The sequence below is a fragment of the uncultured Chryseobacterium sp. genome, from assembly GCF_913776365.1.
Classification (GTDB): Bacteria; Bacteroidota; Bacteroidia; order Flavobacteriales; family Weeksellaceae; genus Chryseobacterium.
Window position 1 is genome coordinate 9,387 of the sequence record NZ_CAJYMO010000283.1, and the last position, 20,979, is coordinate 30,365.

The 20,979-nt window shown below is 42.5% G+C and carries 10 protein-coding genes; all 10 read right to left on the minus strand.

Going from position 1 to position 20,979, the window contains the following annotated elements; genetic code table 11:
- Window positions 1–23: 23 nt before the first annotated feature.
- A complete protein-coding gene (locus tag QZ735_RS14825) occupies window positions 24–10,931 on the minus strand; it encodes a discoidin domain-containing protein (RefSeq protein WP_294249867.1) in 10,908 nt (3,635 codons plus the stop codon).
- Window positions 10,932–12,740: 1,809 nt separating this feature from the next.
- Window positions 12,741–13,439 (minus strand): hypothetical protein, encoded by a 699-nt coding sequence (locus tag QZ735_RS14830; protein WP_294249869.1) that lies wholly within the window; start codon window positions 13,437–13,439, stop codon window positions 12,741–12,743.
- 197 nt (window positions 13,440–13,636) lie between these two features.
- On the minus strand, window positions 13,637–14,200 hold the full coding sequence (locus QZ735_RS14835; protein ID WP_294249871.1) for a hypothetical protein: 564 nt from the start codon (window positions 14,198–14,200) through the stop codon (window positions 13,637–13,639).
- A gap of 1 nt (window position 14,201) precedes the next feature.
- On the minus strand, window positions 14,202–14,750 hold the full coding sequence (locus QZ735_RS14840; RefSeq protein WP_294249874.1) for a hypothetical protein: 549 nt from the start codon (window positions 14,748–14,750) through the stop codon (window positions 14,202–14,204).
- Between the two features lie 27 nt (window positions 14,751–14,777).
- Entirely contained in the window at window positions 14,778–15,326 is a 549-nt protein-coding gene (locus QZ735_RS14845) for a hypothetical protein (protein ID WP_294249876.1), read from the minus strand.
- A 39-nt stretch (window positions 15,327–15,365) separates the two neighbouring features.
- A complete protein-coding gene (locus QZ735_RS14850; protein ID WP_294249878.1) occupies window positions 15,366–15,959 on the minus strand; it encodes a hypothetical protein in 594 nt (197 codons plus the stop codon).
- A gap of 39 nt (window positions 15,960–15,998) precedes the next feature.
- Entirely contained in the window at window positions 15,999–16,496 is a 498-nt protein-coding gene (locus QZ735_RS14855) for a hypothetical protein (protein ID WP_294249880.1), read from the minus strand.
- An 18-nt stretch (window positions 16,497–16,514) separates the two neighbouring features.
- Window positions 16,515–17,375 carry a DUF4138 domain-containing protein gene (locus QZ735_RS14860; protein WP_294249882.1) on the minus strand — a complete coding sequence of 287 codons (861 nt, stop codon included), beginning with the start codon at window positions 17,373–17,375 and terminating at the stop codon, window positions 16,515–16,517.
- Entirely contained in the window at window positions 17,372–19,729 is a 2,358-nt protein-coding gene (locus QZ735_RS14865) for a TraG family conjugative transposon ATPase (RefSeq protein WP_294249884.1), read from the minus strand. The genes QZ735_RS14860 and QZ735_RS14865 overlap by 4 nt, the downstream gene beginning before the upstream one ends.
- Before the next feature lie 54 nt (window positions 19,730–19,783).
- Window positions 19,784–20,938, minus strand: coding sequence for a conjugative transposon protein TraM (gene traM, locus QZ735_RS14870; protein WP_294249886.1), 1,155 nt, complete (start codon window positions 20,936–20,938; stop codon window positions 19,784–19,786).
- Window positions 20,939–20,979 lie beyond the last annotated feature (41 nt).

Sequence of the window (20,979 nt, forward strand, 5' to 3'; positions counted from 1 at the left end):
AGAAATTAAAAAGTAATCCCCCATTAGTCCGGACAGGTTTGCGTGGTCATGCAGCTCCATCCGAAGGTTGTTCCGTTATCTGTAGTGGTATACACTTTCAGACAGTTATTGGTGGTATCGTATACCATCATTCCTTCAATAAAATTGGCAGGCGGAATGCCTACAGGGTTCCCTGACGAATCGAAAGCCACCCGGTTTACGACGAAGCCTTTCGTTTTAGCTTCGAGTGCCGTCCAGGCTCCTTTCCTTACCATCGGCCAGTTGTCTGAATTGATCCCGGCTCTTCCAAGCGCTGAGATTCCGAAATCGGTATTCAGGGTTGTCCCGGAAGTAGCGGCTGGCTTGTAACAGCTGAGGCTGATACAGTTGGCAGGCTGGGAGGCCGCATTCTGGGATGTACCAATGCCCTGCCCCTGGTCATTACCGATATCGGCCGCTCCACCAGCGTTAACCAGCACTGGAACACCCTGTGAATCGATGCATGAAGCGGAAGCGCAGATGTTTTTGTTCGGAGCAGTGGATCCTGGTCCTGAAATTACCGCACCTGCGGCAGTTACCAGCTGGTTCGGGCTCACATTTTCATCTCCTTCCACAGCATCCGGACAACCATCGTTGTCGGAATCCAGATCATATTGGTTCGGTATACCGTCGCCATCGGTATCGCATAATTGCAGCTGACTGGCTCCGAACACGAAATTCACATAACTTTCGGCTACAGTGTATTTAAAAGAAATCGAATTATGAACGCCAGGAACTTTCACAATAACGTATGCTTCTTTCCCTGTAATCTGTGTTGGAGAATTTTGCACAAAAGAACATGGCGATCCTGTACAGGTAGACCATACCACTTCTACCGGCCTGTCAAAAATTACAGGTACAGTAGGTCCGCCCCCTAATGAGGCAAACACCAGTACAGGATCTACTAACGATTGATCGAAGGTCATCACGTTATTGGAAATCTGATCATTCCGGATCGTAGGATTGTTATTCGGCACGCCGTATGACGCAGGGAAAACAGAATGCTGGAATACGCCTGTGGTTGAAGACATCGGCTGATCAGACGTAAAAGTATATCCTACTCCGTTAATACTTCCTTTGGCTACCTTATTATCCGGCGAGAAAGATACAGGACCTGTCCAGTAGAATTGCGTCGGACATTCCAGGGTATCCAGGATTCCGTCGTTGTCATCATCCAGATCCACGCTGTTGATGATTCCATCTCCGTCAGAATCATCAGACGGTGCATACGGGCCGCACTCAGCATCCTTAACGGCATTATTCTGCGAGCTGCCAATGCCTTGTCCCTGATCATTGCCGATATCGGCTGTTCCACCTGTATTTACCAGTATTGGAACCCCTTGCGAATCAACGCATGATCCTGAAGCACAGATATTGCTGTTTGGCGCAGAAGATCCCGTACCTGAATTTACCGTACCCGCTGCAGTGACCAGCTGTGACTTTATTACGTTCTCATCTCCTTCCAGGGCATCTACACAGCCATCGTTATCAGAGTCCAGATCCAGACGGTTCGGTATGCCGTCGCCGTCGGTATCGCATTCTCCTGACGATGCATTGAAAAATGCCTTGTTTCGTATTTTCTGAAGATTGGTTGCTCCACCCGTAGAACCGGTGAAACCCATATATGCTTCTGTTGCTCCGTTTAAGAAATCATTGGCAATATCCGTTTTTGTCTGGAAGATCATGGAATTGTCCAGATAGATTTCGAGCATTTTAGTAGAAGCTACATAGTTGATTTCTACAGGATGCCAGGCTCCGTCTTCAAGATTCTTTCTAACGTAGGATACATTATTGTTTATCCAAGGAATGAATGTCGCTCCATTTCCTTTCTCGATAGCAATATGATTGTATCCGTCCAAATCATTTACACTAGCATCATTCGGGTACGTATCAAATTCTACTACCATCGCCGGGTTTACCCCTTGTATGCCAAGGCCTCCCCCCAGACTTCCTGCAGTAGTAATTCCATTGGTCTGCAATGCAAACGCAACACCGTCTGCACCATCATGATTCCCCATGTAAATATCAAAGCGGTAATTAAAGTTATTGGTAACATTAATTTTTTGTTTATACCAAATCTGGCCAGCCTGATTATTTGTGTCATTGGTAATAACGATCTCATCATTATTAATATAAGCATTTGTATTAAGCTGCCAGTTGCCCAAGCTTGTGGCAGAAGGGCATTCTACCGAATCTAGTATTCCGTCATTATCATCATCAAGGTCATCGATATTCAGTATCCCGTCGCCATCAGAGTCATTACCGTTTGCCATTAATGCAAAGTATCCTGTATTCAGATTGGTTAAGCCAATCTGGCCGTTGGAATTCAATGCTCCTAAATCCACTGCTCCGGAAGTGAAATCACCATCTGCATCCCACACCATATGCCAAGATAGATTGACCAGGTCCAGACGGATGAACTGGAGATTTGCAGATTGTGAAAATCCTGTATTTTGTACTCTCCACTCACGGGCAAGCCTTGTATTGAAGCCGGACATCAAATCTGTGGTTATTCTTGTTTCTGCAGAAGCATTATCGTCTCCTACCATCAGATAATTCCTATCATTGTTAACAGGTGTCCTACCTGATATGGCATTTGGAGAACTGAAATCCATATCCGTTGATAATGTCAGGATTGCTCCATTATTAACTGATTTTGAAACTTTCTGCTCCAGTCCTGAAATATCATCTCTTCCAATTCCGGCCACATTGCTGTTATAGCCTGCAATTGCCGTCCAGAAAGCGGTTCCTGAGGAACTGATATAATTTCCGGATTTAGTATACCCGTATTTAAGCGCCAGATAAGATTCTACTTTATTCTGGTCTGCAGCACTCAGCGCTGTATTATAGGTAATATACTCCGGAGAAACCACATAAGAATTTTCACCATTACTGCCTCCGATTGTTCCCCTGAAGGCCGTTGTATTTGAAGTAGTTCCCGAAAGGATGCTGAAACTGTTTCCGTAGAATGCGAACGGTCCGCCATTTCTGATGTAGGTATACTGTCTTACATCCGTAGTAGAAGTCATAACCGAGTTGGTTCCTATGGTCAAGCTGTTAGGATCTCCCTCATAATATACGGTATTCATCTTGTTATTATGATATCCTAATAAGATATTACCCGTTGCAGATCCGAATACACGCCCATTCAATCCTGCTGTTTTAAGCTTCGAAACTCCAAACACGGAATATGTATTGCTTACATCCAATGCAGCAGGAAGTGTAAAGATTCCGGATCCGTTAAAACTATAAGAACCATTGAAGTTGACAAGGTCGTTTTCTGTATTGTAAGAAATTGTCCCTGTACCGGTAGCATCGTTTGTATTCAATGCATTTTTCCAGATCGTACCTGTATTGTATGTATTCTGCTTGTTCCATGAAACCAGTCCTGCATTGACTCCTCCCGGCGCTGTGGCCAGTGCGGAGAAAGTATAAAACTGGCCGGAGCTGAAGCTGGCCGTGGCCGTATAGTATTGGACTCCTGCAATGGTCTCAAGGGTCATTTCCGTTCTGGTATCGCTGCCGTCAAAAGTGGCGTCGTTGCTCACGACCAGATAAGGCCTGGAAACATTACCCGCAAGCTGATCCAGCTGAATAGCCACTTTTACATTTCCAACTGTACCTGTTTTCTGTACTTTCCAGATCCTGGTCATTCGCTGGGAAGAGTTTCCGAAGGCAAACGGAGTGGCAAAATTGGTGTTCCCGGTATCCGATCCCCAGACAAGTGACGAAAGGTCTGCCGTGAAGGCATTGGTATTGGCAGCATTGGTGGCTGAGATACCGATATTCCCGATCACCGGCTGGAAGCCCGTGCTGGAACTTTTTGCCTGCTTCTGGCTGAGTGTGGAAGCGTCATCCCTCATGATCCCGGCAATATTGTTGCTGTATGCGGCATTTGCCGAGGCATCCCAGATCACTCCGGAAGCAGAGTTGGTATAATTCTGCGCCGTAGTCTGGTCTAAGGTAAGTCCGTACTTAATGGCGTTATAAGAATCCACCCGGTTCCTTTCATTGGCAGAAAGTGCCCTGTTGAAGACAATAATATCCCCGATGCGGCCATTATAACCGGATGCAATAGTCATAGCACTATTATTACCGGTATAAGCTACCAACGTACTTCCTGAAGCAATCTGCAATCCATTTCTCCTGAGGGAAGTCTTCGGTGTCAGGGAGCTGTTGTTCCATCCGGTCCACAGATACGGAACGTTAAGCGTTCCGCCCCAGGCAGCCTGGATACGGCTGCTAAGCGCACCATCCCAGTAAAAATTACTGTCACCCCACGGAGCATGCATATTTAACTGACTTCCGGTGCCCAACGATTCAAAGAAGACAGAACTATTTGTTAATGAAGTTGCTGCATTTACAACGAATGCTGAAGCATCGGTGTAGGTATTGCCGCCTAGAATTCCATCCATATCAGACATGTTCTGAGAACCGTTGAAGTTCATCACCGGGTTGAAGTTCAGGTTATCCGTAATGTTATTACGATAAGTAGGACGGCCTGAAGCGGCGGCCTGCATGGTATGATTGCTGCTGCCGCTCTGGTCGGTCCAGTTGGCAACCGCATTGGTATCCGCTGCCGGTGTTACACTTTGTATAACATCTGCCCGCATCGAAGGCCATGAGTTGAAGCCTGTTACCGTGAAACGGATATAACGTGCTGTAACCGGTGAAGTAAAGATATTGGAAACCTCTGAATTCTGATCGAAGTTTGCCTTATACGTCCTTCCCATATCGGTATAGTTTGTCCCGTCTGTGGAATAGCTTACCGTATAACCGGTCACCCATTGGGCTGCGTTGGCACGGCCTTTTGTTACCACTCCGTTCACCGTCTGTGAAGATCCTAAATCAAGGGTCAGGTAGTCGCCTGTTATCTGCGATGCCGGGGTCCATGATGAACCTGAAGTTAAAGTGGAGTTGGCAGGTACCAATGAGGTATCTGAATTGGTTGTACTCGCCGTCCTGCTTCCTGCCGGAACGTTGAAATTTGTTGTTCCTGAAAGGCTTCCCGCGTCAGCGCGCAGCCATACTCCGGCTCCGGCTACTCCTCCGGGTCCTACCCCTTTTCCTGAGAAAGTAAAGAACTGACCATTGGCAAGGTCAACAGTGGCTGTATAATACCTTACACCGCCCAGATCTTCCTGGCTCATGGCAATCCTGTTGTCGCTACCGTCAAAAACGGCATCATTGCTTACCACCAGCTGAGGATCGGTAACCGCTGTAATCTGATTTACCGGCACTGCTACTTTCACAGTTCCCACAGTTCCCGTTTCCTGAACTTTCCAGATCCTGTCCATTCTGTACGTGGAAGTACCGAATACGAATGGGGTTGCAAAGAATGTATTTCCGGTATCGGAACCCCAAACCAGGTAACTCTTATCCGAAGTAAAATCATTGCTGTTGGCTGCATTGTTTACTGTAATATTCCCATTTCCGATAACTGGCTGCAATCCTGCATTCTGGGAAACTGACTGTTTCTGGCTCAGCGCCGTGGCATCATCCCGACCGATTCCTGCAATATTGTTCTGGTAAGTGGTATCACCGGTCCAGTAAGTAGTGGTTCCGTCGGCGCCAAGGTAGCTGAATGGTGTTGCTGTATTTCCCAGAGTAATCCCATACCGTATAGCCAGATAAGAATCAATACGTTGTCTGTCCGTGGTGGAAATTACCTTATTGTACATAATGTATTCTCCGATATTCCCGTTGAAATATCCTCCCATTTCTCCATATCCCAAACGGGCCAGGCTGAATCCTCCCGGTACGGAAGCATTGGTACCGGTACCGGTCTGTACATTATCCCTGTAGGTCAGCATCTGGCCTGAAGGATTGGCATAGGTGTAAGCATTCAGATAGCTGAAATTCGGATTGACAGCTACGGAACCTCCGTAGTTCGGCTGGCTGTTTCCACAGCCTACATCCATCCATAGATTTCCGAAATTATTCCAGATCAGATCACCGTTTCCTCCGCAGGAACTATAGATGTCGGATATCCCGTTGTTTGCAGCTGTACTACTGTTAAATGCCACAATCTGGGTATGGCTGTTATTGATATTACCATTCAGTAACGTGGATAAAGATGAAGAGATATCCATCAGGTCATTTCCGTCAAACCTTGCTACCGTATTAAAATTCATGATTCCTGTGGAAGGCTGGCTTGCAGCATTAGCCTGAAGATAAGTCCTGCCACCCCTTGAAAGGTCCTGCCATTGTCCGGCTGAAAAGCCTTTATCTCCTTTCACCCAAAGGTCAAGTCCTGAGATAACCCCTCCCGGCGCTGCGATATAGCTGGCAAAAGTAAAGAATTCTCCGGAATTCAGATTTGCGTTAGCGGTATAATATGCCACTCCGCCCAATGTTTCCTGGGTCATGGCAACGCTTGTATCATTCCCGTCAAATACATTGTCCGTACTAACTATCAGTACAGGTTTACTGGCAGCAGCCATCTGGCTTACCGGAAGCGCAATTTTTACATTGCCTACAGTTCCGGTTTTCTGCACCTTCCATATTCTGGACATTCTATAATTGGATGTTCCAAATGCAAAAGGCGTTATAAAATCTGTGCTTCCTGTATCCGCTCCCCACAGAAGTGATGAAAGATCCGCAGTAAAGCCATTTGAATTATCAGTATTCGAAGCTGCAATATTACCATGGGCAATCACCGGCTGTATGCCAGGATTTGAGCTTTTCGACTGCTTCTGGTTCAGCATAGAGGCATCGTCTCTCATAATTCCGGCAATATTGGTGTTATAGCCGGCATTCAAAGAAGTATCCCAGACGATTCCGGAGGCAGAATTGGTATAATTCTGTGCGGTGGTCTGATCCAGGGTTAATCCATATTTGATCGCCATATAGGATTCTACACGGTTTCTTTCCGCTGCTGAAACAGCCCTGCTGAATACGATAATATCCCCCATACGGCCATTATAGTTTCCTTGTCCGACATAAGCTCCGAAATACATAGGGCTGTTGTTTCCGGTATAGGCATTCATAACGGTTCCTGAGATAATCTGCAACCCGTTTCTCCTGAGCGAAGTCTTCGGTGTCAGCGAGCTGTTATTCCAGCCGGTCCATAAATAAGGTATTCCCAGCGTTCCCCCCCAGGCTGCCTGGATACGGCTGTTTGTGGCTCCATCCCAGTAAGCCGTCCCATCGGTCCATGGCGTATGAATCTGTAAAAAGTTTCCTATTCCTAATGCTTCCTGGAATATACTGTGGTTGGTAAGTGTTGTGTTTGCCCCGGTAAAGAATGCTGAAGCATCGGTATAGGTGCCTGTTCCCAGGATCCCATCCGGATCCCACATATTCTGGGAACCGTTGAAATTCATCACCGGGTTGAAGTTCAGGTTATCCGTGGTGTTATTACGATAAGTCGGACGGCCTGAAGCAACGGCCTGCATGGCATGGTTGCCGCTTCCGCTCTGGTCGGTCCAGTTAGCCACTGCATTGGTATCCGTTGCCGGTGTTACGTTTTGTATAACATCTGCCCGTAATGACGGATGCCCGTTGAAGCCTGTTACTGTAAAGCGGATATACCTTGCCGTAACCGGAGAGGTAAAGATATTGGAAACCTCGGAGTTGTTATCCGTATTTCCTTTATAATTCCGTCCCATATCGGTATAGTTTGTACCGTCGGTAGAATAGCTCAGCGTATAGCTGGTAACCCACTGTCCGGCGTCTCCCCTTCCTTTGGTCACTACCCCGTTTACGGTCTGTGAAGAACCCAGATCCAGGGTCAGGTAATCGCCTGTAACCGCTGTGGAAGGCAACCACGCATAGGACGAGGCCAGGGTAGAATTGGCTGCCGTATAGGTTGCATTATAGTTTGTGCTTCCTGTCCTGCTTCCTGCCGGAACGTTGAAATTGGTAGTTCCTGAAAGGCTTCCCGCATCGGCACGAAGCCATACTCCGGCTCCGGCTACTCCTCCCGGACCGGTTACCGTTCCCGAGAAGGTATAGAACTGTCCTGTCGTAAAATCCACGGTAGCTGTATAATACCGGATGCCGCCCAGGTTTTCCTCAATCATGGCTACCCTGGTATCGGAGCCGTCGAATGAAGTGTCATCGCTTACCACCAGGCTCAGGTTTTTGACTCCGGAAATCTGGTTTACCGGCACTGCTACTTTCACGGTTCCTACGGTTCCCGTTTCCTGTACTTTCCAGATCCTGTCCATTCTGTATGTGGAAGTACCGAATACGAAAGGAGTAGTGAAGAAAGTACTTCCGGTATCCGAGCCCCAGATCAGTGAGGACCGGTCAGCAGATAAGTTATTGCTGTTGTTGGCATTGGTGTCGGTAATATTCCCATTCCCGATCACCGGCTGCAGACCTGCATTCACACTTTGGGACTGTTTCTGGTTCAGTGCCGAGGCATCGTCCCTGGAAATCCCGGCGATGTTATTCTGATACACAGAATTAGCAGAAGAATTCCACATAACAGTACCGTTAGAGGCTGTATAATTTACCGGGTTAGCAGTATTTCCTAAAGTGATTCCGTATTTTACAGCAAGATAGCTGCTTACCTTATTATTATCGGCAGCATTCCCTACATTGCTGTAGACAACCATTTCTCCGATCCTTCCGTTAAGATAACCATCATCACCATCCCAGCCGATCCAGAAATCAGATTTACCGCCCTGGGTGTTGTTTTCTGAAAACGTCTGGTTCAGATAACCGTTTGATAACAGCCGTGACGTTACGGCACCGGCATTGATGTTATTATAGTCCAGCTGACGCAAATGGGTGATATTGGTCAGTGGATTAGTCAGGCTCGTAGGACCATCGCCATTGCTGACAAAATCATTATATATAAATCGGGACCAGTTATTGGTATCATTTCCATAAAGACCTCCAGAAGCCGTATTCGAAATACTGAATACAGACATATCGCCGATAACAGACGGGTTTATATTTAACGATACATTCAGTAAGCTTCCCGAAAAACCAAGATTCGGGTTGAAGTTGATCAGATTCGACGAGGTATTATACGAGGGGTTCTGATTGGCTACTGTAGCTGCCGAAGCATTAAGGCCCAAACCTGAATAGTCTTTCCAAAGCCCTGCATCACTGGTGATGCTGCTTACCCCTTCATCACCCTTCAGCCAGAGATTCAGATTCGTAAGTACTCCTCCCGGTGCCGTGGCGAATCCTGCAAATGTAAAATACTGGCCCGTAGCAAAATCCACTGTTGCCGTATAATAATCTGTCCCGCCGATAGTTTCCAGGACCATGGTAATTCTTGTATCGCTGCCGTCAAAAGTCGGGTCGCTGCTTACTACTAAGGCAGGCTGAGAAAATCCGGCCGGCAGCTGGCTTGCAGCCAATGCTACTTTTACCGTGCCTACACTTCCTGTTTCCTGTACTTTCCATACCCTGTTCATTCTGCTGTTGGAAGATCCAAAGGCAAAAGAAGTGGTAAAAAAAGCAGATCCGGTATCAGAACCCCAGACCAAGGAGCTCATATTAGAGGAAAAACTGTTGCTGTTCAATGTATTACTTGCCGCAACCGTTATATTTCCGATTACAGGCTGGATCCCCGGATTAATGGACCTGGATTGCTTCTGTAGCAATCCTGAAGCATCATCCCTTCCGATTCCTGCGATGTTATTATTATATGGAGAATTGGTGGCTGCATCCCAGATCATGGCTGAGGAAGAGTTCAGATAATTCTGAAAAGCAGTCTGATCAAGGGTAAGACCGTACTTCAGGGCCACATAAGACTCTACCCGGTTCCTTTCATCTGTGGAAAGGTTGCGGTTATAAATAATAAGGTCTCCGATCTTTCCCACATAGGCGCCGCCGATATACATCGGACTGTTGTTTCCGGTATAGGCGTTCTGCGTCCCGCCGGAAGTGATCTGAAGACCGTTTCTTCGTAAGGAGGTTTTTGGGGTCAGCCCACTGTTGTTCCATCCGGTCCAAAGATAAGGCTGGCCTGTAACCCCTCCCCAGGGAGCGCTTATCCTACTTGTGTTAGCTCCGTCCCAATACGCAAGCCCATCGGCTGCCCATGGCAGATAGATATTGAAAGAATTGCCCACTCCCAGAGGTTCTGAAAAAACCGTGCTGTTAGTGACATTTGTAGTAGAACTTAGTACAAAGGCAGCAGCTCCTGCATTACTTGCTACAGGTACCACTCCGCTGCCGTCGATCAGCTGCTGGGTATTGGCAAAATTAACAATCGGGTTGAAGTTGATATTGTCTGCAGCATTGTCTTTAAAGACAGGCCGGGATGCGCTGCTGGCAGAAGCATTAGACTGGAACGTACTGTTGTTGTTTCCGCTCTGGTCCTGCCACACGGACAAAGAAGTGTTGTCTGCCGTTACATTTCCGATGCTTTGTAATACATCTGCCCGCATGGAAGGATGGCTGTTGAAAGCCGTTACCGTAATGCGCATGTACCGTGCTGTGACGGCAGCCGGAAACTGATTGACGATTTCCGTATTCTGATCAAAATTTCCCCTGAAATTAATCGGAGTACCTGAGGTATTGACTGTAGTATAGGTGATGTTATCCGTAGAATAGCTCACCGTATATGAAGTGACCCATTGGGCAGCATCACCCCGCCCTTTGGTCACAACGCCCCGCAGGCTCTGTACCGACCCCGTATCCAGGGTAAGGTAATCTCCGGCCACCGCTGATGATGCAGACCAGGAGGAACCTGAAGTAAGTACCGAGGAAGAAGGAGGCAGACCGGCAAATGAAGTACTGGCCGTACGGCTGCTGCCGGGGACGTTGATGTAAGCCGTATTTCCTACGCCCTGATCTGCACGGAGCCAAAGGCTGGCTCCCGCAACACCTCCCGGAGATTGTCCGCTGGCATAAATTCCTGTCAGGCAGATCAGCATCAGCAGGGTCTTGCCGATTACTGAATTTCTGCATTCAGCAGGATGTAGTTTGTGTATAGATAAATTCATTATTTGTATGTATAATTATTATATTCTGAAAGGTTATGGATATGTACAGGCCTCCGGCGGCGGTCTGTTGCTGCAGGAAATACAGCTGTTTATAAGCATATAATAAGCCCTGCAGGCATCCGATGATCTGCAGAGCAGCTGTTTTTTAAAAAAAGTACAGGCAAGAAGAACAGCCTGGATGGCATGGATACGTAACGTATTTATGAAAATAATTCTCTTTAGGAAGCCTTTCTCAGGATTGATGCATGCACCTCTAAAAGCACCACATACATCATTGTTACAAATTCCCACCTGGGAGTACATAACGGCTAAAAGGAGGACAGCGGATGCAACAGAATATTTTTTTCTCATAATTTAATGCCTGATGTAAAAGGAGTTTTATCTTTAATGACCCCTGATATTCGATCCCATGCTGCCCCTTCTTTTTCTTATTATCCTGTGATTTAACGTACCGAATTCTACCTGTAAATAGATCTGAATAATAATTTTGGTAAGACAGCTTCGAATGATATGCTTTTATCCGGTAGGAACCTTTTGCATTCCATACTGATATATTTTCCAAAAAGCAAGTCTGAAGAGGGTGTGATCAAATATTTCGCTCATTTATTGCTGTTACAAAAATACTGTTTTGAAAAACTGTTATTTTTCAACTTCAGTCTCATTATTAAGACATTAGTGTATAATTTTTACTACAAATCCTTGCTGATGCAAACGTTGATATCACTATTATTTTTCTTTTACACCATTTTCTTCCCCGCTGATGCCATAGAACCGGAAATTATTCTAATCAGGCATGATGGATGGGAAAAACGGTTATTATAAATTCTTCGTCTTAAGAGCCCTTATCATAACCATTCAGAAGTGTTACAGCAATCCCATGCAAAAAAAGGCAGGACTACGATGAGAACTGCCTTAAATTTTTCAGGTTATCTAATGTTCTGATTATGAAATATACTGATACAGCCAGGGAAAATCTTATTATGCAATTCTTACCTGTATGCTACCGGAAGCTCGGGGGACAGGCGGAGGCAACATCATGTTCCGGAAAAACATTCAGGAGAATGACAGAATATTCCAGGAAATACATACAGACCCGCAAGAGGCAAATCAGTAAAATATATCCTAAGATATACCAACCCTCAATGTATATTATCATTATGATTCTACCTTATACCTGTCTTTTCTTTACCATTTAAATATAAATCCGTCCATTTACTACTGTCAGGATATTCTAGGTTTTCTCATCTGATTTATTGGTTAGACTGGTTTCTTTTCGGAATTCCGTAGGGTTTTCTGAATTTACAATCAGGTTTTCCAATTTTTCATTAAATCTGATGCATTGTATTCCCATCTTAAAATCAAGGAAAAATTCCTTACATTCACCTCTTCTCGGGTATTTTTTAATCAGGTACAGGTAGAATAAAGGAATGATTAAAAATACCATTGATAATAGTACCAACTTAAATACAGTGAACAGGAAAAACATCAGGCATACTATAACTATCATTGCGGTAATCACAGGATACCCAAATACCATAGGTACCTTTTCCAGGCATTTCGGGGTTTTAAACTCCATACGATATGTTTGTTTGTGTTATTCTAAAATGATTATTGCTAAAGGCTCCATTTACCGGCATGTATTCCGGCAGCCTTGCTATTGGTCCATCGATACCATCTAAGAGAAAATATAAGTCCTGTATTAAAGGCCATACACAGCTCTCACTTTATTTATTTGTAAAAATATGATGAACAGATATGGGCTTACATCCGGCAGTATTATGGTATCTTGAAACAGATATATGCACTGTTTTACTTTGCTTTCAGTTTACCCATAATTTTTCCGGGTACTCCTTTCAGAACAGAACCGGTTCTGTTACCAAACCTGTTACCGGATTCCGGATCGACCAGAAGATTGGCAAATTGCGGAACCTTTAATATCATAAGTATCATTATAATCTGAAAAGCAACGGAAAGAAGAACATTGGTAAACTCTGTACTTTCAACAGGTAAAAGGATGATGATAACTTTCATAATCGTTAGTATAGGTTCCCAGAGAAGCACAGACAGGAAGCCGAAAAACCATGATTTCAGAACCCGTTCGTTAGAGATAACAAGCGAAAACGGTAAAACGAAAATTCCCAGAACATAATAAATAAAGATCATAAGCAATTGCCTCAAAAGCATGTATCCGTCGACAACAGAAGCAATAAAATAAATAATAATATGAAAAAGTTCAAGAAAAGGATTGATCTGCAGAATATCATAAACTCCATTTCCATCTGCGCCTGTTCCCTGTACATGGGTTATTGCTCTTTGGAAGGCCTGATCAAAAGCGGCAGGGCTTCGCCCCGTTACTCTGTAAGCCCCCTGTTTAATGATGTCCGTTAAGATATTTACCGTATCAAATAAGAATAATTTTACAAGAGGAATATATAATGTAACAGCCATTAGAGTAAGAACAGGCCTTAGAAGGGTATCCCGGCCAATTTTTTCATCAGGATCAGCCATGGACTTCATTACTTTATATCCAATGAAAATAAAAGTAAAAGTAACGGTTATGAGAAGGATATAGGGTTTCGACTCATTAATGAATAGATCAAATCTGGTATTAAGAATTGATCTGTACTGGTTTAAAATTTCATGTATTGTCATTCAGTTTGCAGTTTTAATCGTCCGTACATTTTTAAGTACACAATTGTGATATATTACTTAATCAAGACTCTGTTGATTACTGAAAGTGATTTTATCTCTTTTTTCAAAGACAAAACGGTGGCTCTGATCTTCAGAATCCTGATCAACAGCTTTGAGAACACCAGATAAACCTGTCCCGGACCGCCGGAAAGAAGCCCTGACGCCACATATCTATAGTAATCAGACTGTGCTTCGCCCAGATACCGTTCTTCAATCGTCAGGCTTTCAGATTTTTTGACCAGTGAATGTTTGAGAAACAAAGGATTGTATTTGATGATATCAATAATTTGTCTTACCGCTTTTATATCTTTTTGAGTATATTCAATCATCATCAGGGAAGTTGATACGAGTGCGAGGCTATTCAGATTGACAACGCTTTTTCTGTCATCAATTTCCTTTTCCAGTTCTATGAGTTCTTCCCATAATTTATTCTGCTGATCCTTCAAATAGATTTCTGCACCCAGTGCCCCTATACCTGAGGTTTTAGTTCCTGCGACCGCGTAGTCATTAATGTCAAAAGACCATGTCTGCGCATGTACAAGGCTAAGGCTGAAAAAAACCGTGAATGCGAATATCATCCTAATATGTTTCATCTTCAAGTGTTACGCGTATTACTTTTTCTAATGCCTGCTGTATCAGGCGCAGCCTTTCCCCTTCGGGCATATAGTTGGAATTCTCGAAATAATTACCGATATTTTCTCCCTCCGTATTAAATATGCTAAAAAATCTTCCTCTCACCAGGATATTTGAAGCTTTACCCTGTACAAAAGGCGATGAAGGCAGAACAGGATATGTATCACGGATGTATTCATAACTCGTCCTGTACACAAATTTCAGGATATCATCTTTTTCTGAAATCAACCGAGGTGATATACGGGTAAGTTCCCTATTGGATTCTGTATAAACTTCCTTTGTCCTTGCTATAACACCTGTTTTTGCTGAAGTATGCTGACCTAATTTCCTGTGTTTTGACACAATATCCCTGTAAAAGTCCCTTGACAGAATATCGTTGGCATGCCAGGGCAGAGTAACATTTACAATAATCTGCGCTTTGAAAACGGTAGTTAGCAGTAATGTTCCTAAAAAAAATGCCCTGCCCCGGTAAGATATGAAATCAATATACGGCATATTCATAACTATAAAAATATATGTTGGTTATTTAACAAATTGCTTAATCACAGTACTTTTCAGATTACTGTATTTTATATTATCTTCCACCTCATCCAGCTGCCTGTTAATTCCGGATAATGATGTTCTCAGATCTTCATACAGGTTAAATTTTTCTCCAGTAATGGCAGTTAATTCGCCATTCAAGAAATGGGAGGACATGTTTTCAATCTGCCTGTCCGCTGAACCCAGAAATATTCGGTTCTGTTTTTTAGCGGAATAAAAGAGGAAAGAAAGCTTTTCATTGTCATGCCTGAGTCTGGCAGACCTGTCTTTGACATCATTGATAATCTCTTTTACCGTAGACAGCCAGAGCATACCGCCATAATATCTAAGCCTTTTAGCATACATTTTTGAAAAGTCCCCTGCCCTTCTCGCTGTTGTTTCTTCTCTTGTTTTTAACGGCAGATAAAGTGCAGCGGTAACTCCTGAAAGTACAAGTGAGGGAACATCCGATAAAGGGCCAACAGGATTATTGGCAACCGGCTGGCAAAAAGCTTTCGCTGAAAACAGCAAGATTATAATTATTTTAAACATATTGAAATAATTTACAGGTTCCAGACAATTTCATAATGGTTAAAGCACAATTTCAAGGTTCTTGATTAAATGGATAAGTTCCGGATTGTTATGGATAAGAAGTGCAAGAGCCGGCAAAGTCATAACACTGATGACTTCCTTATCGTTTTTGGAATATACCCTTACCAGCTGTTCACGCATCCTGTAAATCTCCTGCCTTTCAGCCATCTTTATCTTTGACGCGTCTACATTCTGGAGAGCGAAAAGCACTAATTTATCAAATGCTAAAGATTTCAAATAATCAGTCTTAACATGGGTCATATAGGGCAGTTCCTGGAATGTATTCAATAAAACAGGTCCTGCTCCCAGAGTTCCTGTAAATAAAGACCTGATGATAAAACTATTCTGTTTGTCAAACTGATCTGATTTTCGGTAATTCCTTTCCAGAAATTCCCTGTCATTCCTGATCATTTCCTTCAGGTAATCATTCTGTAACTTCAGTTGTGCTGCTCTCGATACATTATGTACAAGAATTTCCGACAGCTTTCTTCTTGTATCCGAATCTGTATTGTTTAAATGAAAAGCCACATGTACGAACTGGGCGGAGAACAGGGGAAATGTAAAAAAAAGGAAAATAAATACTGCTTTCGTCATATCGTATTTTAATTTACTGCAATTGAATATATACTGAAATTATTTGGGCATGAGACCTAATTTGAAAAACAGATTGCTTTGCTCCGCCTCATATTTCATTTTGTCAAGCTCCCTGATCAGGAAATTTAACGTGTTTAAGAAGCCCTCATCCAGTTTTTCCCTGTTTCCGCGGTTAATTTTTATCCCTATACCTGCTATATACAGGTTTTCAAGCACGCTGTTCGCTGTTTTGATGTATTCCAGCTTTTTTCTGCACCTGCTTTTTTTAACCGGATTAAGGTAAGGACTGCAGACATTGGAATATTCTGAAAAATTAATAAGAGCGTTTCTGGAGACTGCCGTTCTACCTGAATTTTCAAATTCATTTATGCTTTCAATTGTAATAAGTTCTTCCATACTTTTTTTGGAAGCTCTTTCAAAGCCGCCAGCTGCATTGTTCTCAAGAAGCCTGGCAACCAGGCCAGGAGGATCAAAGTACGGCAATTGCCCTTTGTACTTAAAAAAAAAGAAGAAAAAAAACAGGACCAGATATTTCATAGAAGATCAGTTAAATGGTTATATGAATTCCGGAAACAAGAGTTTATTTCTGGGAATACGGATACTTACGCTTCTGCCACCAGCATGTTCGCTTACTTCAAGACTTAGGATCTCATCTTCATTTAGCGTGAATTTGTCAAATATGAAAGTAAGGACTCTCTTTTCGCCCAGCTGAATCTGCTGTTGCTCACCACAGGATTTTACCGGCTTCATAACCCTTTCCTGGTAGACATAATCTTTTTTCAGTGTATTGTTGTTCTTCAGTTTTGATCTGAAAAGGACCTGATCTATATCCAGCGTGATTTTAGATGTATTGTAAATTTCCAGACGTAAGACCATCTTATTCTGGATATTTCTGTAATAAATTCCATTTAACGTCAGATTCAGGCCGTCATTGTGATCTCTGATGTGTACTGTAGAAGGAGCCATTTCGGATAGTAAACATAACTCCTGCAGATCCTGTGCGGTTCTATCTTCCCGTTCCATCCTTCCGGCATTTTCCTCTGCAAAATAATCTATCATGGTCAGGGTTTCAACGGCTTTATATGTAGTGACTTCCGGATCTCTGTTATATCCTGTATCAATAGAATAATAGCTTCCTTTGCCGGTAATGACCGTAATATTTGACTGCCGGCTCTTCAGGTTTTCCAATTCTTCTCCTGTATGTTTCAATTTCAGGATGTTACCGACTGTATCTGCTACAAAGTAAGCAGAGCCCACATCAATGTATTTTATCTTTTCACTGAAAATAATATGGGTGGTCTTCACGTCTGAAACATCGATAGCCTGACGTTGATATAAAGGCTGCAGTATCTCCTGTGCAAAATAGAGTTGAGAGCAGATCAAAAACAGGATCCACAGTAGAACAGGTCTTTTCATTTTTTCTCAGAGTTTAAGTCAATAAAATCGTTAATAGCAACCACCATGTTTCCTTTAGTACCGTATATGTCCCGGATTATTTTATTTTCGTCAGCATTGGAAGAATAGCAAGCATACCGTTCAGGAGAAACTTTGATTTTATATACATTGGACATGCTTCCTACTTTGATGTATACCTCCCCTTTATCTGCAGAATACAGTTTTTGAAGATCGGATTCGCTGAGTGACAAATACTTGGAAAACTTATCTTTGGAAGCCATTTTCTTTTTATGGGAGAGCATGATCAGTGTATCCGTATTGTTCACCATCGCAGGTCCGGCAGCGGTATCCAGAATATCTTCAAGATCCTGGGTTGCAATGGCAACTTCCCCGTAAAACTTACGGACGGTTTTATATAGATATTTAATGAACTCGGCCATTTCCCCCTTTGAAATAGGTTTCCAGCATTCGTCAATGAATATTGATTTCTTTTCTGCCGGAATCCCCTGTATCTTATTCATAACCAAATTAATACACAACATAGTCACCAGAGGAAACAATACAGGATGATCCTTGATATTGTCCATTTCAAATACAATGAATCGTTCATGGATGAGGTTGGCAGGTTGCGCTGCATTCAATATGTTTTTGTAATGTCCGTCGTAAAAATTTCTAAGGGAGAGTTTAAAGCTGATCTTATCGAAATAACATGATTCTTCTTCAAAAACCGTATGCTCTGATATAAACTCATAGAAAGTAGACATGCAGGGAAAAATGCTGTTCTTGACAATATGTTCATAATAGAGATCCAGATAGTTGGACAATATCTGCCGTTCTTCCTTAGACGCGCTTTCTTCCCCTTTCCATAAAAAGAAGATCAGTGAAAGGAGAAAGTTTTTTTTATCTATGTTTATTTCCTCTTGACTGTAGTAATAAAAAGGATTGAATTGTAAAGGAGCATTGATCTCATACGTAAAATAAACACCATTCACCAGTTCACATAATTTTTTATAAGAATTTCCTATATCTATCATTACGATATGGTGTCCCTGCTCATAATACTGGCTTGCCATATGGTTAATCAAAAAGGATTTACCGGTTCCGGAAGGCCCGAAAATCAATCTGTTTCTATTGACGATGATGCCTTTTTTTACGGGCTCATCCCATAAATCAAGACGTAAAGGAGATTCGTTTTTACGATCACAGAAAAGGATTCCATCTTTATGGCTCTCATAATAAGACTCAAAATTCAGCAATGAAGACGTTTGTTCAGAGATCCCGATAAATTTGTGATTTTCCGGAATATAAGCAGCTGCCCCAGGACAGTTGTTCATATATAACTCCTTCAATGCATATTTTACCTGATACGGAGTGATTCCCAATTCCCTGAAAGCATTTTCCAGCAGATTAACATCATTCTCCAATTTTTTCTGCGAAATATTCCAGACAATTACGCTGAAATGCTGATAAATAAATCTCAGTTCCCGTTCCAGCACCTCTTCCACCAGATCTTCTACCTGAGCATAGGTAACCTGGTTTTCTCTTGAAAGTATTGCCATACTTTTAAACTGGTTCATCTTGGTCTTTAGAGAAGAAAAAACTTTTTCTGAATCTTCTATAAAGATTACCTGATTGTAAATATGGTTTACGTCCAATCCTGTGGCTATCGGTTGTATAAAAGGTATCCTGAAATCAGTTTTCGGGGTGGAATATTCAATGCTTCTGATGGTGCTGTTAATCGTAATAGGAAGCTGATTATTTGAAGCTATCGAATACAGTTCAGCAAATTTATTTCCGATCTGCAGGTTTTTATCAAAGAACATATCCCTGAGATTTGTCTCTCCTTCTTTTGATAAAGATAAATATTTTCCCAGCAGACCGATAATCTGATCATTGCCAAGCCTTTTCACTGTAAAAAAATTTTCCTTTGTTAAAAATGAAAGACTTGATTCTACAGCCTTAATAAAATCATAGATCCCGTCCAGGTATTTGTTATACTGACCTGAATTATTAAGTATGCTTACTTTGTTTCCCGAATCTTTTATCACAGAGAGATAGCATTCATGGTTCATGGTGGGCTTTTCATGGAAAAACCTGTTATCGCTTGCTGATAAAAAATCAGGACTTTCAGATACCTGCCCCTGAACGGAGCTTACAAAAAAGAAATCCTGTTTCTGTAAAATTGTTCCGGATGGCAATGACCTGATTACTTTGTCAAAAATAATACTGACCTGCTCAATCTGTTCACTATCTAATGAATAAATCTGAGGAAGCATCACTTTATAGACCATACCCACATCCCCTTTATTACTGATTATCAAATCATTATCTACAGCAAATATATTAAACACTTTTTTGATATCTATATCTTTCATATCTACGGAAATTAATACTGTCATTTTTTCTTTATTCCGGAATACGGAACTTTTCTAATTGGAAAGTGCAACAGGATCTGACGATCTTATGTTTATCCACAGCTGGTATTTTTTAGGCAGGAAGACCCTTTTTCTTTCAAATACTTCTTTACTGATTTCTTTTCCTGCTGATAAAACAGCCAGATTTTTAGCCTCCTTTAAATCGATGCCTGTATTGACAGAACCGGTAAGTGAGCCGGCCGAATTGGTTCCCCTTTCATATGAATATTCAAAAACATCTTTAGAAACAGCTGACGGAATCTTGATCCAGGAGTGGTTATTCATCTGAATCCCTTCCCTCCCATCATAGTCATATACTTTAAAGTTTAACAGATAGAGAACATTATCTTTCCTGTAACTTTCAATATCAACGTTTATCCGGTCTTCTCCCAGGGATATTCTTCCGTACACGATTGTGTTCTTAGGAATTACAAGCCCTCCGGGAATGTCTGAAAGCCTTATGTCTTCTTTTATTCTGATAGGAATAATATTTCTGTCCACTATTCTCTTCTGTTCTATGGTTTCTGACGAGACCAGTTGTAAAATTCTTTTACTGCCTGCCGATGCTGTTCCCCGGAAAAAATTCTTCTTGTCACCCATATCATTTTGGGCTATATGCTTTTTGCGGTCTCCGGCACCGGAAGCACTGGCCGAATCCGGGTACTCAGCATCAATACTACGGGCGGCGGCCCCTGCGGTTAATCCTGAACGAATCTTATCCTGAATGTCGAATATTTTACTCAGACTGTTATTGGAACCGTAATCAAAACTGCTTCCGTAGCCGGAAGAATAGCTTTTCTCTCTTGATGAAATATCAGATAAAGCCTTCATATAACGTTCCTGTCTTTCGGCATAGTCATTTTCTTCATTTGAACCGTTACTGTTTCCAAGCAGATCTTCCCTTAATTTTTTGTCCTCAGAACGTTCAGCTTCCGTAGCACTTTTTGAAAAGTATTTATTCAGATCCTTTTCATCCTGATTATAGATTTCCAGTTTTGACTTTTCTTCAAGCTGATTTTCATCTACGTTAGGAGTTAAAATCACTTTATCATCTGTTCCCCTGCTTTCCGGGGATAGGATCAGACTCATAGCCAGAGCCAGAATGCCCAAAGCAGCTACAAATACAACACAAATAATGATCTTTTTCTTTTTATCCAGATTTTCAAACATATATTGTAAAATAATTTATATATACACGATTTACCCAACAG